Below are 14,607 nucleotides of genomic sequence, written 5' to 3'. Positions count from 1 at the left end.
TGGTTTCCGCCCGTCCCTCTTCCCTATGGCACTGACACCCCAGGATATCGGCCGCATCGCCAATCTGGCCCGGCTCGAACTGAGCCCCGGCGAAAGTGAGCGCATGCTCACGCAACTCAACGGTTTTTTCGGCATCGTCGAGAAGATGCAGGCTGTGGATACCCATGGCATCGCCCCCCTGTCGCACCCGGTGGCGGTGGTGCAGGATGTGCAGCTGCGCCTGCGCGAGGACGTGGCCAGCGAGCCCGACCAGCGCGAGGCCAACCAGCGCAGCGCGCCGGCCGTCGAGCGCGGCCTGTTCCTGGTGCCCAAGGTCATCGAGTGAGGACGACAGCATGAGCAACACCCCCTCCTCCGAACTCCACGACCTGGGCATCGCACAGCTGACCAGCGCACTGCGCAGCAAACAGGTCTCGGCCGTCGAGGCCGCGCAGCATTTCCTGGCCCGCGCACGCCAGCACCAGAACCTGGGCGCCTACGTCGCCATGAACGAGGACGCCACCCTGGCGCAGGCCCGCGCGCAGGACGCGGCCCTCGCCGCCGGCACGGCTGCCCCGCTGGCCGGCGTGCCGATCGCGCACAAGGACATCTTCGTCACCCGCGACTTCCCCAGCACCGCCGGCTCGAAGATGCTGGCCGGTTACCAGTCGCCGTTCGACGCCACCGTGGTCACTCGTCTGGCCGATGCCGGCTGCGTGACGCTGGGCAAGCTCAACTGCGACGAGTTCGCCATGGGCTCGGCCAACGAAAACTCCGCCGTGGCGCCCGTGGGCTACGACGCCCCCGCACCGGTGCGCAACCCCTGGGACACCAGCCGCATCCCCGGCGGCTCCTCGGGCGGCAGCGCCGTGGCCGTGTCCGCGCGCCTGGCGCCGGCCGTCACCGGCACGGACACCGGCGGTTCCATCCGCCAGCCGGCATCGTTTTGCGGCGTCACCGGCATCAAGCCCACCTACGGCCGCGCCAGCCGCTACGGCATGATCGCCTTCGCCTCCAGCCTGGACCAGGCTGGCCCGATGGCCCGCTCGGCCGAGGACTGCGCGCTGCTGCTGTCGGCCATGTGCGGCCCCGACCCCGACCGCGACTCCACCAGCCTGGACGTGCCGGCCGAGGATTTCAGCGCCCAGCTGAATGACTCCATCGACGGCCTGCGCATCGGCATCCCGGCCGAGTTCTTCGGCGACGGCCTGGCGGGCGACGTGCGCGCCGCTGTCGATGCGGCACTGAAGGAGTACGAGAAGCTCGGCGCCAAGCTGGTGCCCATCAGCCTGCCGCGCACGGAGCTGTCGATCCCCGTGTACTACATCATTGCGCCGGCCGAGGCGTCGTCCAACCTCTCGCGCTTTGACGGCGTGAAGTTCGGCCACCGTGCCAAGGACTACGCCGATCTGGTGGACATGTACAAGAAGACCCGCGCCGAAGGCTTCGGCGACGAGGTCAAGCGCCGCATCATGATCGGCACCTACGTGCTCTCGCACGGCTACTACGACGCCTACTACCTGCAGGCGCAGAAGATCCGCCGCATGATCGCGGACGACTTCCAGAACGCCTTCAAGGATTGCGACCTGATCGCCGGCCCCGTGGCGCCCAGCGTGGCCTGGAAGCTCGGCGAGCACGGCAACGACCCGCTGGCCGACTACCTGGCCGACATCTTCACCCTGCCCGCGTCGCTGGCCGGCCTGCCCGGCATGAGCGTGCCCGCCGGCTTTGGCGCGGGCGGCATGCCCGTGGGCCTGCAGCTCATCGGCAACTACTTCCAGGAGGGCCGCCTGCTGAACGCCGCGCACCGCCTGCAGCAGGCGACCGACTTCCACCTCCGTGCGCCGGAGGGCATCTGACCATGACCGCGAAACTCATCCAGGGCTACGAAGTCGTCATCGGCTTCGAGACCCACACCCAGCTCGCCACCCGCAGCAAGATCTTCAGCCGCGCCAGCACCGCCTTTGGCGCCGAGCCCAACACCCAGGCCTGCGCCGTGGACCTGGCGCTGCCCGGCACGCTGCCGGTGATGAACCGCGAGGCCGTCGCCTGCGCTATTAAATTGGGACTGGCCCTTGGCTCCCACATTGCGCCAGAGAGCATTTTTGCGCGCAAGAATTACTTCTACCCGGATCTGCCCAAGGGCTACCAGATCAGCCAGTTCGAGATCCCGGTGGTGCAAGGCGGCGAAGTCTCCTTCTATCTGGGCGATGAGAAGAAGACCGTGCGCCTGGTGCGCGCCCACCTGGAGGAAGACGCGGGCAAGTCGCTGCACGAGGACTCCTCATTGGGTGGAGGGGGCCAGTCGGGCATCGACCTGAACCGCGCCGGCACGCCGCTGCTGGAGATCGTGACCGAGCCCGACATCCGCAGCAGCGAAGAAGCCGTGGCCTACGCCAAGGAACTGCACAAGATCGTGACCTGGATCGGCATCTGCGACGGCAACATGCAGGAAGGCAGCTTCCGCTGCGACGCCAACGTCTCGGTGCGCAAGCCCGGCCAGCCCCTGGGCACGCGCCGTGAGATCAAGAACCTCAACAGCTTCAAGAGCATGCAGCAGGCGATCGACTACGAGATCCGCTGGCAGATCGAGGAGATCGAGGATGGCCGCGCGATCCAGCAGGCCACCGTGCTGTTCGACCCCGACACGGGCGAGACGCGCGCCATGCGCACCAAGGAAGACGCGGCCGACTACCGCTACTTTCCCGACCCCGACCTGCCGCCGCTGCGCATCGCCGCGCCCTGGATCGATGACATCAAGGCCCAGATGCCCGAGCTGCCGCGCGCGATGGCCGCGCGTTTCGTGCAGCAGTACGGCCTGCCCGAGTACGACGCCACCACGCTCACGCAGAGCCAGGCCATGGCGGCCTATTTCGAGGACGCCGCCAAGGGCTGCGGCCAGCCCAAGCTCGCCTCCAACTGGGTGATGGGCGAGATCTCGCGCCGCCTGAATGCCGAGGAGATCGGTGTGGAGCAGGCCAAGGTGAACAGCGCCCAACTGGCGGCGCTCATCGGCCGCATCAACGACGGCACCATCAGCAACAACGCTGCTCGCCAGGTATTCGAAGCCTTGTGGAGCGGCGAAGGCCATGACGTGGACGCCGTGATCGAGGCCAAGGGCCTCAAGCAGATGAACGATACGGGCGCGCTGGAGAAGATCATCGACGAAGTGATCGCCGCCAACGCCGCCAACGTGGAACAGTACAAGGCCGGCAAGGACAAGGCCTTCAACGCCCTCGTAGGCCAGGTGATGAAGGCCAGCAAGGGCAAGGCGAACCCCCAGCAGGTCAACGACTTGCTGAAGGCCAAACTGGCCTGAAACGCTGGCCAGTCAAGCGCTGGCAGCTATCAAAAAAGAAGGCTCCCGGTGGAGCCTTTTTTTGTGTGCCGTCTCAGCGCGAGGCGCCGGGCGATACGAGCGTGGACTGCGGCGGCACCAGTTGCGACGCCGCCGCGCGCTGGGCCGCCCATAACTGGCGCAGCTGGGCCAGTTCGGCGTCGAAGCGCTGGTGGATGCGGCGCTTTTCCTGGTCCTGCGCGGTCAAAAAGCGCTGCTGCTCGGCCACGGCCTCATCGTTCTCGGCGATCTGGCGCTGCAGCTTCATCGGCGCCTTGAGCGGGTCGCGGCGGTAGAACTCCATCTCGCCGTCAATGCGCTTGCGCTCGACCTGCAGTTCCTGGATGCGCTTGCGTGCTACGGCCATGACCTCGTCCACCTGCACGAGGGCGGCCTCGCGCTCAACCTGGTGGGCCGCCTCGTCGGGGTAGCGCGCCATCAGCACGCGCTCGCGGCGGCGCTCTTCGGCAATGCGCGCGCGCTCCTGCGCCTCCTTGCGGCGCTGCACTTCCAACGCGGCACGCTCGTGTTCGGTCAGCGTGGGGCCGATGCGGCGCCGCTCGGCACCGGTGTGGTCCAGGATGCGCTGCTCACGGTCCACGCAGTCGGCGATGGGGCGGTCGGCGGTGATGCGCCTGCCGGTTTTGTCGATGCAGGTGTACACCTCTTGCGGCGGCTTCGGCTGCGCCCAGGCGACCGGGGACAACAGGCCCAGCGCTGCGGCGGTCATACCTGCCATGAACCAGCCCGCGTGTCGTGTGCCTGCTTTCAAAACCCCTGCCCTCCTGGCTGCTGCCGTTGTTTTCAGTCGTTCACGCCGTAGCGCTGGCGATAGGCCAGCACCCGCTCGTGGTGCTCGCGCATCTGCGCATCGCCGCCACCCGCCGATAGGTATTGCAATAAGTCTGCCAGCTTGGCGATAGCGCAAACCTGCATGCCCAGTTCACGGCGCACGTACTGCACGGCGCTGTGGTCCACGTCCTGTCCATTCTCGGTGGCCTTCTCCTGGCGGTCGAGGGCGATCGCAATCGCATGCGGCGTGGCACCCGCGGCGCGGATCAGCGCGATGGACTCGCGCGCGGCGGTGCCGGCGCTCATCACGTCGTCGATGATGAGCACCTTGCCCTGCAGCGGCGCGCCCACCAGCGTGCCGCCCTCGCCATGGTCCTTGGCCTCTTTGCGGTTGTAGGCAAAGGGGACGTTCTTGCCCAGGCGCGCCAGTTCCACCGCCACCGTGGCGGCCAGCGGAATGCCTTTGTAGGCGGGGCCGAAGACCATGTCGAACTCCACGCCGCTGGCCAGCAGGGCTTGTGCATAGAATTGCGCCAGCCGTCCGAGCTTGGCGCCGTCGTCGAACAGACCGGCGTTGAAGAAATACGGGCTCATGCGGCCTGCCTTGGTCTTGAATTCACCAAAGCGCAGCACCCCTGAATCCACAGCAAACCGCACGAAATCCTGCGCCAGGCGGGCTTGGCTCGCCCCTTGTTCCACCGTCTGCGCGCTGTCTGTCACCATGGATGCATCCTTGTTCAAATTAACCAGTCTCAACCTCAACGGCATCCGCTCGGCCACGTCCAAAGGGGTCGAGGCATGGATTGCCCAAAGCCGGCCGGATTGTATTTGCGTACAGGAAATCAAGGCCCAGTCTGCGGACATGCAGGGGCGTTTCGAGGAGCTGGCCGGCCTGAAGGGCTACTTTCATTTTGCGGTGAAGAAGGGCTACTCCGGCGTGGGCATCTATGCGCGCCACGAGCCCAGCGACGTGGTCATCGGCTACGGCTCCAGCGAGTTCGACACCGAGGGGCGCTACGTGGAACTGCGCTTTGACACGCCCGCGCGGCGCCTGTCCATCATCAGCGCCTACTTCCCCAGCGGCTCCTCGGGCGAGGAGCGCCAGTTGGCCAAGTTCCGCTTCCTGGAGGAATTCCATCCGCACCTCATGCGGCTGAAGGCCGAGCGGGAGTTCATCCTGTGCGGCGACATCAACATTGCCCACCAGCAGATCGACCTGAAGAACTGGCGCAGCAACCAGAAGAACAGCGGCTTTTTACCCGAGGAGCGCGCCTGGATGACAAAGTTGTTGCACATCTCTGACCCCGCGGGCGGGCTGGTGGACGTTTACCGTCAGTTACAGCCGGAGACCACGGACGCTTGCTACACGTGGTGGAGCAACCGTGGCCAGGCCTATGCCAACAACGTGGGGTGGCGCCTGGACTACCACCTGGCGACGCCCGCCATCGCGGCGCTCGCGCGTACCGAGGAAATCTACAAGGCGCAGAAGTTCAGCGACCACGCGCCCATCACCGTGGGGTACGAGCTGTCGCTCTGAATTCAGGAGCTATTCGCGCCGGGTGTTCGGCGTTTTCCACGCGCTTTCGCATGGAAAAGCTTACATATCCAGCGCGAACAGCTTCTATTTTCATAGCGACCTGCTTACTGGCGCCCGGCCATGTAACGCTGCGCCGCCTCCCACCCCAGTTCGGCCAGCGGTCCGGCCTTGGCGCCCGTCTCCACCGCGTCGGCGGCCGCGGCATTGCCGTCCTGCGCCCGCTGGGCGATGCCGTGCAGGATGGCCGCCATGCGGAACAGGTTGTAGGCCAGGTAGAAATCCCAGTGCTCCGCCGCCTGGCGTCCGGTGGCCTGCTCGTACCAGCCCACGTACTCGCTTTCCTGAGGGATGCCCAGCGCCGCGAGATCGAGCCCGCCGATGCCGCGCCACAGGGTGGGCGGGATGCGCCAGGCCATGCACTGGTAGGCCAGGTCGGCCAGCGGGTGGCCCAGCGTGGACAGCTCCCAGTCCAGCACGCCGATCACGCGCGGCTCGCTGGGGTGGAACACGAGGTTGTCCAGGCGGTAGTCGCCATGCACCAGCGTGGTCTCGTCGTCCTGCGGCAGGTGCTGGGGCAACCAGTCCATGAGCCGCTCCATCGCCGGCGTGACGGGCACCGTGGCCTCGCGGCACTGGCGCGACCAGCGCGCGACCTGGCGGCCCACGTAGTTGCCAGGTTTGCCGTAGTCGGCCAGGCCCACGGCGGCGTAGTCCACGGCGTGCAGCGCGGCGATCACGCGGTTCATCTCGCGGTAGATGGCGGTGCGCTCGGCCGGTTCCACGCCGGGCAGCGACTGGTCCATGAGCACGCGGCCCTGCAGAAACTCCATCACGTAGAACGGCGTGCCCAGCAGCGCCGCATCGTCGCAATAGGCCAGCATGCGCGGCACGGGCACGGCCGTGTCCTGCAGCGCGCGCATCACGCGGTACTCGCGGTCGATGGCGTGGGCCGATGCGATCAGCGCCCCCGGGGGCTTCTTGCGCAGCACGTAATTGCGGCCTTCCGCCGTGGTGATGCGAAAGGTGGGGTTGGATTGTCCGCCCGCCAGCACCGTTGCGGTCAGCGGGCCCGCGCCCGCCAGGCCCTGCGCGCGCAGGTAGTCGCCCAGGGCGTCCAGCGGCAGATGGGTCACTGCGCCGGTCATAGCGAACTCACCAGGTGCGCGCCGTCCACGGCCACGGTGGCGCCGGACATGGCGGCGCCCGCATCGCTGGCCAGCAGCAGCAGCGGGCCGTCCAGGTCGCTCAGCTCGCCAAAGCGGCGGCTGGGGATGCGGCTGCGCAGCTTGTCGCCCGCCTCGCTGGCCAGAAAGTCGCGATTGAGGTCGGTCACCACATAGCCGGGCAGCAGCGCGTTCACGCGGATGCGGTGGCGCGCCAGCTCCAGCGCCATGGCCTTGGTGGCCTGGATCACGCCGGCTTTCGATATGGCATAGGGTGCCACGCCGCCCGCCACGCGCTCGCCCAATATGGACGCCACGTTGACGACTGAGTAACCGTCTTCGAAGTCAAGCGCAATGAAGCGACTTGTCCCAAGGTTTTCCAGTGCGCACCATGGCGTTGAGCGTGGTGAGCAACTTGCGCATGCAAGCGACCAGGGCGACCTTGGGCAACTTGCCAGCGGCCTTCAGACGCTCGTAGAAGGCCTTGATGGCCGGGTTGTAGCGGGTGGCCGTGAGCGTTGCCATGTACAGCACGCGGCGGATCTCGAAGCGCCCGCCTTGTACGCGCCGCCTGCCCTTGCTGCCGCCGGAGTCATTGGCCATGGGCGCCACGCCCACCAATGCAGCGATCTCGCGCCGGTTCAGCCGGCCCAGCTCTGGCAGCTCGGCAATCATCGTGGCACTGGCCACCGGGCCGACTCCCGCAGCCGACTGCAGCAGCGTGTCGAGCTCCCCAAAGTGCTCGCGCACATGCGTGACCATCTGCTCTTCGATCTCATCGAGCTGCGCCTTGATCGCCGCCTCGATGGCCTCGATGCTGGCGTGCAGCTTCTTGGGCGTGATCTGCAGCCGTTGGCGCTCCGAATGGAGCATGGTCAGCAACTGGCGCCTGCGCGTGACCAGGGCCGCGAGCCACTGCTGGCGCTCATCGGCCAGGGGGCGCAAGAAGCGCTGCAGATCGTCGCGGCGCAGCAGCACCGCTGCCAGCTCGGCCAGCGTGCGCGCATCCACCGCGTCGGTCTTGGCCAGGCGTCCCATGGATTTGGCGAAGTCGCGCGCCTGGCGCGGGTTGATGACCGCCACGGGCAGGCCTGTGGCCTGCAGGGCACACGCTAACGCGGCCTCGTAGCCGCCGGTGGCCTCCATCACCACCAGACCCACGTCCAGGGGCTGCAGGGCAGCCGCCAGCGCCGAGTGGCCTTCGGCATCGTTGTCAAACCGCTGGGCGCTGCTCTTGGCACCCAGCACACAGACATCCACGTGCGCCTTGGCCACGTCGATGCCCACCGTCACAGAGGTAACAGACATGATCTTCAGATCCCTTGCTTGTGCATGCGCGCTCAATCAAGGCGCGCGTAACCGTTCGGGCTTCACGAAGACCAGCGCGGCGGCCATGCGTTCTGTACTCAGTCACGGGCTCTATCACCCCAGCGCCTACCAAACTGCACGGGCCGGTCTGGCCGCCTCAACGGCGTTCAGACTCTACCGCGCTGGTCTGGTTTAAAGATACAAGCCGCCCTTGCCCGCCACCACCATGCGGCGGGCGGCCTCGGTGGCCACCAGCCAGCAGCCCTTGAGGTTGGTGTCCAGCACCTGGTCGAAGTCTTCTTCGGTCTGCTCCAGCAGCGGGCGCGTCACCGTGACGCCCGCGTTGTTGATGACCACATCGGGCACGCCCCAGGCGCCCACGGCGTCCAGGCACGCGCGCACGCTGGCGGCGTCCGTCACGTCCAGCGTGAACGCCCGCGCCTCGCCGCCCGCGGCGGCGATGTCATCCACCACGCCCTGCAGCTTGTCGGCCCGGCGCGCGGCGACGGCTATGCGAGCGCCCACCGAAGCCAGCAGCCGCGCGAAATGCTGGCCCAGGCCACTCGATGCGCCGGTGACCAGCACCACGCGGCCGTCCAGGCGAAAGGGCGTCAATGCATCGCTCATGCCACCTCCTTGGCTGCGGCGGCCTTCTCGGCCATGTGCACGAGCTTGCGCGCCATGCTCCAGCGGTGCACCTCGCTCGGGCCGTCGTAGATACGAAAGGCCCGCATGTCGGTGAAGATGCGCATCACCGGCGTCTCGCCCGTCACGCCCTGCCCGCCCAGGATCTGCACGCTGCGGTCCACCACGCGCCACTCAGCCTCGGAACACACCACCTTGGCGCGGCTCGATTCGAAGTTGCACTTCTCGCCTTGGTCCAGCATCCATGCGGTGTGCCAGATGTGCAGGCGCGCGGTGTGCAGGTCCATGTCGTTGTCGGCCAGCATGTAGCCTACGCCCTCGTGCTCGGCCAGCGGCTTGCCGAAGGCGTGGCGCTTGCGGGCGTATGCCAGCGCCGTGTCGTGCGCGCGGCGTGCCTGGCCCAGCCAGCGCATGCAGTGCGTGAGGCGCGCGGGCGCCAGGCGCACCTGGGCGTAGCGAAAGCCCTTGCCCACCTCGCCCAGCACATCGGCTGCGGGCACGCGCAGGTTGTCAAAGCGCAGCACGCCGTGGCCGCCGGTGAAACAACTGTCCATGGCGTCCATGTTGCGCTCCAGCACGATGCCGGGCCGGCCCATGTCGGTCAGGAACATGGTGGCTGATCGGTCCTCCATGCGCGCCATGATGATGGCGTAGTGCGCGCCTTCGGCGCCGGTGATGAACCATTTGCGGCCGTTGATCACGTAGTCGTCACCGTCGCGCACCGCCGTGGTGGCCAGCATGGACGGATCGGCCCCGGCGCCGGGCGCGGGCTCGGTCATGGCAAAGCATGAGCGCCACTGCCCCGCCACCTGGCCGCGCAGCCAGCGCTCTTTTTGCGCGGGCGTGGCCACCTCTTCCATCAGGTGGATGTTGCCTTCGTCCGGCGCATGGATGTTGAGCGCCGTGGGGCCCAGCCAGGAGTAGCCCGCCTCTTCAAACACCACGGCCTTGGCGACATGCGACAGCCCCAGCCCGCCCATGTCGCGCGAGGCGTGGGGCGTGAGCAGCCCGGCCGCCCTGGCACGCGACACCAGCTCGTTGCGCAGCGCCTCATCGGGGCCGTGGTGCGACTGGCGCCCGTCGTTTTCCAGCGGAATCACCTGTTCGGCGATGAATTGCCGCACCTTGTCGCGCAAGGCGAGCAGCTCGGGGGAGAGGGAAAAGTCCATGCAGGGCCTCTTTGAAATGAAGCGCCAGAACGCCTGGCGCGTTGCAGATGATATTGTCAGACAATATTGAAAACAAGCCCTGTCACGCTGTGATAATGTTTGTCCTCCCTCCTGCCGCCCGCCCATGTTGCCCACCCTGCCGCCCGAGCCCGCTGACGACGCTCCCGAAATCGCCCCCGTGACCGCCGCCGACGCGGTGTTCCACGGCATCGTGCAGGGGCTGGCGCAGCAGCGCCTGGTGCCCGGGCAGCGGCTGGTCGAGGTGGATCTGGCCGCGCAGTTCGGCGTCAGCCGCGCGTCGGTGCGCGAGGCGCTCCAGCGCCTGGCGGCCCAGGGACTGGTGGACCTGTTTCGCAACAAGGGGGCTGCCATACGCACTCTCTCGCCCCAGGAAACGCTGGAGGTGCTGGACGTGGCCGAGCGCATGACCGGCCTGCTCGCGCGCAGCGCGGCGCGCGGCATCGCCCACGGTGCACCCACAGCGCCCATCCAGGCAGCCCTGGCGCAGCTGCATGAGGCCGACCGCAGCCAGGACGCCGACGCCTTCGCCAGCGCGCGCCGCGGCATGTACCGCGCGCTGCTGGCCGCCAGCGGCAGCCGCGAATTGCGCCGCCTGCTGCCCTCCATCCACATGCCGATCGTGTACGCACAGCACCGCCCCGCCACGCTGCAGCAGGTGCGCATGCGCGACTACCAGGCGATGTGCGACGCCGTCCTGGCGGGCGACGCCGCCGCGGCCGACGCAGCCGGCATGCAGCACGTGCGCAACGTGCGCGAGGCCATTGCGCGCCGCCTGGGCGCGGTGGGACTGGCCGCCGACTGAAGCGGCCACCTCCCGCTCCCACCATCAAGCGGGCCGGTAGCAGGCAGCGGCAGCCCGCGCCCCGACAGAGATGCGCGCCACGCGCGGGACTTGTTCATCGGTGCTTTAAGCACCGCGCGCCGTCCCAACCACAAGCAAGTGTGCCCCGCTTTGTGCGGGGCACTTTTTGTTGACCCCAGCGGCATGCCGCGACAATGGACGGATGCTTCACTACCGCACCCTCCCCGTCACCGCGTTCCAGCAAAACAGCTCCATCGTCTGGTGCGATGAAACGATGGACGCCGCGGTCATCGACCCCGGGGGCGACCTGGATGCCCTGGTGGCAGAAGTGCAGCACCTGGGCCTGCAACTGAAGGCCATCTGGCTTACGCACGCGCACATCGACCACGCCGGTGGTACGGGCGAGTTGGCCGAGCGGCTGTCCCTGCCCATCATCGGACCGCATACGGGCGACCAGTACTGGATCGACGCGTTGCCGCAGCAAAGCGCCATGTTCGGCTTTCCGCCCGCGCGGCAGTTCACGCCCACGCGCTGGCTGCAGGACGGCGACACGGTCACCATCGGCCGCGAAACATTGCACGTGCGCCACTGTCCCGGCCACACGCCCGGCCACGTGGTGTTCCATGCACCGCAGATCGACCGCGCCTTCGTGGGCGACGTGTTGTTCGCGGGCAGCATCGGCCGCACGGACTTTCCTGGCGGCAACCACCAGCAACTGATCGACAGCATCACCCAGCGCCTGTGGCCCATGGGCGACCAGACGGTGTTTATCCCTGGGCACGGGCCGGAGAGCACCTTCGGGCGCGAGCGCCGCAGCAATCCTTATGTGGGCAATACGTGATTTGGCTATCTATTTTGTAGCTGATAGCGCTTTCCCAATAAGCTTTGCAAGCACTTGTGACTCATAGTTAACCTGCTCCTTGGCGTCGAGCGGCCCGCTGGATCTACCGACGCCCGCCGGCGGCGTGGGCACCAGCGGCGCCCTGCCCGAGCAGCGGCGCGACACGGCCCTGATGGCCGCCGCCACGGTGGGCGTGTGCATCGGCTGCGTGGCCGGCCTGTCGCTGACCCTGGCCGCGGCCAAGTGGCTGCCGGGGCGCGTGCAGGACATGGCCGCCTGGCACGTGGGCATTTATTACGCGGTGTTTTTCGCCAGCGTGGTCTGGGCCTTCTTTCGTGGCGCGGCGCGCGCGGCCGCGCCGCTGCTGTGGCTGGCAGTGGCCTGCACGCTGGCCATCCCCGCCTCCAGCCTGCTGGGCTGGTTGGCACCAGGCGCCGGTGCCTGGGCGGATGGCGCGCTGCTGGGCGTGGACCTCACTGCGCTCGCGGGGGCACTGGCGCTGGCGTGGATGGCGCGCGCCACGGCGCGGCGCGTGCGCAGCGGGCCACGGGACAGCGTCTGGTCCGCGCCAGTGCGCAGGAAAGAATCCGAATCAAAAAAAGTTCCAGCGCTTACTCCATAAGCGCTAACAGCTATATTTTTAATAGCATTACCCGCGCCGCGATGCCTGGTACAGGCCCTGCACCTTGGGCACGTTCTGCTCCAGCTCGCGGATGCGGTCGGGCCCCGACGGGTGGGTGGACAGGAACGCGATGCCGCCGTTGCCCGTGGCCTCGCCCATCTTGCGCCACAGGCTCACGGCGGCCTGGGGGTTGTAGCCCGCGCGGGCGGCCAGCTCCAGGCCGACCAGGTCCGCGTCGGTCTCGTCGGAACGGCTGAACTTGAGCGTGAGCAGCTGCGCCCCCAGGTTGGCGGCTGCATTGCCCAGGTCGCCCAGGCCCAGCAGCTGCGCGCCCAGCGACAGGCCGATGCTGGTGGCCTGGCTCTTGGCCACGCGCGAGCGCGCATGCTCGCGCAGCGCGTGGGCCATCTCATGGCCCATGACCATGGCGATCTCGTCGTCGGTCAGCTTGAGCTGGTCCAGGATGCCCGTGTAGAACGCAATCTTGCCGCCGGGCATGCAGAAGGCGTTGATCTGCTTGCTGCCGATCAGGTTGACCTCCCAGCGCCACTGCGCGGCGCGGCTGTTCCACTGCGCGGCGTACGGAATGATCTGCCGCGCGATCGCGCGCAGCTTGAGCAGCTGGGGGTGGTTGTCCGGCGCCAGTGCGCGCTTGGCCTTGGCCTGCGCCAGCAACTGGCTGTACTGCTGGACAGCGGAGTCTTCCAGCGTCTCGGCCGGCACCAGCCGGCGCATGCCCGAGGCCGACCCCACCTCCACCTGCGCCGCGACCGGCAGCACGAGCGTGCCAGCCGCCGCCAGCACGAAGGCGCGGCGCGCCTGCCAGGTGCCGCCCCGCGCGGCGCAGCAACGGCAGCCCGCATCCACGGGCAACGGGGGCACAGAGACGGTGGGGCTGTTCATGGGCAGCAGTCTAGCGGCGCGCGTCACCGCCTGCATGTAGGCGGGCAGGCACTGCGCCACGACGGCAGCAGGAACCATGCGCGGGTCAATCGTCGTTGTCTTCCCATTCGCGGCGCCAGCGCTTGTATGCCTTCTTCTGCTCCTTGTGATGGCGTTTGCGCCACTTCTTCCATTCGTCGTGGTCATCGTCGTCGTCGCGCCAGTGGGGCGCGTACACGGGCTGTGGCACGACCATCACTGGGCGCGGCGCATAGACGGGGCGGGGCACGACGTAGGCGGGTGGCGGCGCCACATACACCGGGGCCGGCTCGGCATAGATGGGGCCTGGAAGGCCGATGCCCACGCTCACGTTCACTTCGGCTTGGGCACAGGCGGCCGCCAGGCCCAGGAGGGCCGCGACCGCGCGCTGGCGATGGTTCATGGGTTGTCCTTTGCGCACTGGCCGGCGCGGATGCGCCGGCCCTGGCCTTTCAGCAACGGCAGCCCGCCCGGCCAGGTTGACCGCCGGCTGTAACAAACGCCAGCAAGTGCAAGCTCAGGCAGCGGCGGCGCCCACAGCAGGCCGGGTTGTGCGCAGTTCCGCCCAGATCACCAGCAACAGGCCCGCCAGCACCGCCGCCAGCCCGCCATAGGCCATGGCGGAAGGTGACTCGCCCACCACCGCCACGGCCAGCGCAAAGGCGGTCACCGGCTCGGCCAGCGCCAGCGTCACGCCGGTGGCGCCGCTGATGTGGCGCAGCGCCGTGCTGAACAGCAGGTAGGCCACGCCCGTGGCCACCAGGCCCAGGTACAGCACGATGCCCAGCGCGCCCGGCGCCACCGTGGGCGCGCCGCCCAGCAGCAACGCCACGGGCAGCGACAGCAGGCCCGCCATGCCGAACACGGCCAGGTTCACGACGGCCGCGCCGGCCTGCGCCACCAGGCGCTTGTTGGTCAGCGCATACATGGCGTACGCCAGCCCCGCCAGCAGGCACAGGGCGATGCCGGTCCAGGGGGCGCGCACCGTGCTGCCGCCGTCCAGCGCCATGGCCGCGCCGCCCGCCACGCCCAGCAGCGTGCCCAGCCACCATACGGGGCCGGCAGCCGCCGCTGCGCCACGGTCTGCAGCAGGCCGGCCCAGATCGGGCCGCTGCCGATGGCCAGGGCCGTGCCCAGGGCCACGCCGGCAGACTTCACGCCCGCGAAGAAGCTCAGGTTGTACGTGGCCACGCAGGCGCCCGCCAGCAGCACCGGCCCCAGCGCAGGCCGCCGCCGCGGCGCGCGCGCCAGGCGGGCCAGGCCAGCAGGGCGAAGAAGGCGCTGGCGATCACCAGGCGCAAAGCGCCCACCCAGTAGGGCGACAGCCCCGCGGGCGCCAGGCTTTGCGCCGTGCCGGTGGTGCCCCAGAGCATGGCGGCCAGCAACACCATGGCGATGCTGCGAATCGATGCGGTGTTCATGCCCGCGATGGTGCCCGCGCGCCGCAGGGCAACTATCGAGCAACGCGCG

The 14,607-nt window shown here is 68.3% G+C and carries 14 protein-coding genes and 3 pseudogenes; 7 read left to right on the top strand and 10 right to left on the bottom strand.

Annotated elements, in window-relative coordinates; all coding sequences use genetic code 11:
• Positions 1–25 precede the first annotated feature (25 nt).
• From gatC to gatB, 3 genes are read left to right on the top strand one after another with little or no spacing between them, the layout of a single operon-like run.
• Complete coding sequence (gene gatC / locus HND92_RS01210; protein ID WP_088887854.1) at positions 26–325, top strand: Asp-tRNA(Asn)/Glu-tRNA(Gln) amidotransferase subunit GatC; 300 nt, start codon at positions 26–28, stop codon at positions 323–325.
• A 10-nt stretch (positions 326–335) separates the two neighbouring features.
• Positions 336–1,838 (top strand): Asp-tRNA(Asn)/Glu-tRNA(Gln) amidotransferase subunit GatA, encoded by a 1,503-nt coding sequence (gene gatA / locus HND92_RS01205; RefSeq protein WP_172205438.1) that lies wholly within the window; start codon positions 336–338, stop codon positions 1,836–1,838.
• A gap of 2 nt (positions 1,839–1,840) precedes the next feature.
• Positions 1,841–3,298: an Asp-tRNA(Asn)/Glu-tRNA(Gln) amidotransferase subunit GatB gene (gatB, locus tag HND92_RS01200; RefSeq protein WP_011803702.1), complete on the top strand. Its 1,458-nt coding sequence runs from the start codon at positions 1,841–1,843 to the stop codon at positions 3,296–3,298.
• Between the two features lie 73 nt (positions 3,299–3,371).
• Here the strand turns inward: gatB and HND92_RS01195 are convergent, their stop codons facing one another.
• Both HND92_RS01195 and pyrE read right to left on the bottom strand, forming a co-directional pair.
• Entirely contained in the window at positions 3,372–4,055 is a 684-nt protein-coding gene (locus HND92_RS01195; RefSeq protein WP_172205436.1) for a DUF4124 domain-containing protein, read from the bottom strand.
• Positions 4,056–4,120: 65 nt separating this feature from the next.
• Positions 4,121–4,831 carry an orotate phosphoribosyltransferase gene (pyrE, locus tag HND92_RS01190; protein WP_172205434.1) on the bottom strand — a complete coding sequence of 237 codons (711 nt, stop codon included), beginning with the start codon at positions 4,829–4,831 and terminating at the stop codon, positions 4,121–4,123.
• 10 nt (positions 4,832–4,841) lie between these two features.
• Here pyrE and HND92_RS01185 point away from each other — a divergent pair, with 10 nt between their 5' ends.
• Complete coding sequence (locus HND92_RS01185) at positions 4,842–5,645, top strand: exodeoxyribonuclease III (protein WP_011803699.1); 804 nt, start codon at positions 4,842–4,844, stop codon at positions 5,643–5,645.
• Between the two features lie 104 nt (positions 5,646–5,749).
• Here the strand turns inward: HND92_RS01185 and HND92_RS01180 are convergent, their stop codons facing one another.
• The 5 genes and pseudogenes from HND92_RS01180 to HND92_RS01160 form a co-directional block, all read right to left on the bottom strand.
• Positions 5,750–6,790: a phosphotransferase gene (locus HND92_RS01180; RefSeq protein ID WP_172205431.1), complete on the bottom strand. Its 1,041-nt coding sequence runs from the start codon at positions 6,788–6,790 to the stop codon at positions 5,750–5,752.
• Positions 6,787–7,143: pseudogene (locus HND92_RS01175) on the bottom strand (SDR family NAD(P)-dependent oxidoreductase); the annotation flags it as partial. The pseudogene HND92_RS01175 and the gene HND92_RS01180, both read right to left, overlap by 4 nt.
• Positions 7,144–7,153: 10 nt before the next feature.
• Positions 7,154–8,116: an IS110 family transposase gene (locus HND92_RS01170; RefSeq protein WP_011804582.1), complete on the bottom strand. Its 963-nt coding sequence runs from the start codon at positions 8,114–8,116 to the stop codon at positions 7,154–7,156.
• Positions 8,117–8,320: 204 nt separating this feature from the next.
• Positions 8,321–8,743 (bottom strand): annotated as a pseudogene (locus HND92_RS01165) (SDR family NAD(P)-dependent oxidoreductase); the annotation flags it as partial.
• Positions 8,740–9,930, bottom strand: coding sequence for an acyl-CoA dehydrogenase family protein (locus HND92_RS01160; RefSeq protein WP_172205429.1), 1,191 nt, complete (start codon positions 9,928–9,930; stop codon positions 8,740–8,742). The pseudogene HND92_RS01165 and the gene HND92_RS01160, both read right to left, overlap by 4 nt.
• 124 nt (positions 9,931–10,054) lie before the next feature.
• On the opposite strand from HND92_RS01160, the gene HND92_RS01155 reads away from it, so the two are divergent.
• The 3 genes from HND92_RS01155 to HND92_RS01145 all read left to right on the top strand — a co-directional run bounded on the left by HND92_RS01155 (position 10,055) and on the right by HND92_RS01145 (position 12,216).
• Positions 10,055–10,753, top strand: a complete 699-nt coding sequence (locus HND92_RS01155; protein ID WP_172205426.1) for a GntR family transcriptional regulator — start codon at positions 10,055–10,057, stop codon at positions 10,751–10,753.
• Between the two features lie 202 nt (positions 10,754–10,955).
• Positions 10,956–11,594: an MBL fold metallo-hydrolase gene (locus HND92_RS01150; RefSeq protein WP_172205423.1), complete on the top strand. Its 639-nt coding sequence runs from the start codon at positions 10,956–10,958 to the stop codon at positions 11,592–11,594.
• A gap of 79 nt (positions 11,595–11,673) precedes the next feature.
• The gene (locus HND92_RS01145; protein ID WP_216662901.1) at positions 11,674–12,216 is read left to right on the top strand and encodes a hypothetical protein; all 543 of its coding nucleotides are present in this window, start codon (positions 11,674–11,676) and stop codon (positions 12,214–12,216) included.
• 27 nt (positions 12,217–12,243) lie between these two features.
• Here the strand turns inward: HND92_RS01145 and HND92_RS01140 are convergent, their stop codons facing one another.
• The 3 genes and pseudogenes from HND92_RS01140 to HND92_RS01130 form a co-directional block, all read right to left on the bottom strand.
• Positions 12,244–13,119: a M48 family metallopeptidase gene (locus HND92_RS01140; protein WP_253940134.1), complete on the bottom strand. Its 876-nt coding sequence runs from the start codon at positions 13,117–13,119 to the stop codon at positions 12,244–12,246.
• An 85-nt stretch (positions 13,120–13,204) separates the two neighbouring features.
• Positions 13,205–13,540, bottom strand: a complete 336-nt coding sequence (locus HND92_RS01135; protein WP_012655318.1) for a hypothetical protein — start codon at positions 13,538–13,540, stop codon at positions 13,205–13,207.
• A 114-nt stretch (positions 13,541–13,654) separates the two neighbouring features.
• Positions 13,655–14,558: pseudogene (locus HND92_RS01130) on the bottom strand (DMT family transporter).
• Positions 14,559–14,607 lie beyond the last annotated feature (49 nt).

Origin of the sequence: Diaphorobacter sp. JS3050 (assembly GCF_013154915.1) — a bacterium.
GTDB classification, from domain to species: Bacteria; Pseudomonadota; Gammaproteobacteria; order Burkholderiales; family Burkholderiaceae_C; genus Diaphorobacter; species Diaphorobacter nitroreducens.
The sequence above is the reverse complement of the archived record's forward strand: the minus strand, read 5'-3'. Positions and strand labels throughout refer to the sequence as shown.

Bases quoted from the DNA above. Each gene is read 5' to 3' on its own strand.
- gatC (WP_088887854.1), top strand. From the start codon at position 26: ATGGCACTGACACCCCAGGATATCGGCCGCATCGCCAATCTGGCCCGG.
- gatA (WP_172205438.1), top strand. From the start codon at position 336: ATGAGCAACACCCCCTCCTCCGAACTCCACGACCTGGGCATCGCACAG.
- gatB (WP_011803702.1), top strand. From the start codon at position 1,841: ATGACCGCGAAACTCATCCAGGGCTACGAAGTCGTCATCGGCTTCGAG.
- HND92_RS01195 (WP_172205436.1), bottom strand. From the start codon at position 4,055: ATGGCAGGTATGACCGCCGCAGCGCTGGGCCTGTTGTCCCCGGTCGCC.
- pyrE (WP_172205434.1), bottom strand. From the start codon at position 4,831: ATGGTGACAGACAGCGCGCAGACGGTGGAACAAGGGGCGAGCCAAGCC.
- HND92_RS01180 (WP_172205431.1), bottom strand. From the start codon at position 6,790: ATGACCGGCGCAGTGACCCATCTGCCGCTGGACGCCCTGGGCGACTAC.
- HND92_RS01170 (WP_011804582.1), bottom strand. From the start codon at position 8,116: ATGTCTGTTACCTCTGTGACGGTGGGCATCGACGTGGCCAAGGCGCAC.
- HND92_RS01160 (WP_172205429.1), bottom strand. From the start codon at position 9,930: ATGGACTTTTCCCTCTCCCCCGAGCTGCTCGCCTTGCGCGACAAGGTG.
- HND92_RS01155 (WP_172205426.1), top strand. From the start codon at position 10,055: ATGTTGCCCACCCTGCCGCCCGAGCCCGCTGACGACGCTCCCGAAATC.
- HND92_RS01150 (WP_172205423.1), top strand. From the start codon at position 10,956: ATGCTTCACTACCGCACCCTCCCCGTCACCGCGTTCCAGCAAAACAGC.
- HND92_RS01140 (WP_253940134.1), bottom strand. From the start codon at position 13,119: ATGAACAGCCCCACCGTCTCTGTGCCCCCGTTGCCCGTGGATGCGGGC.
- HND92_RS01135 (WP_012655318.1), bottom strand. From the start codon at position 13,540: ATGAACCATCGCCAGCGCGCGGTCGCGGCCCTCCTGGGCCTGGCGGCC.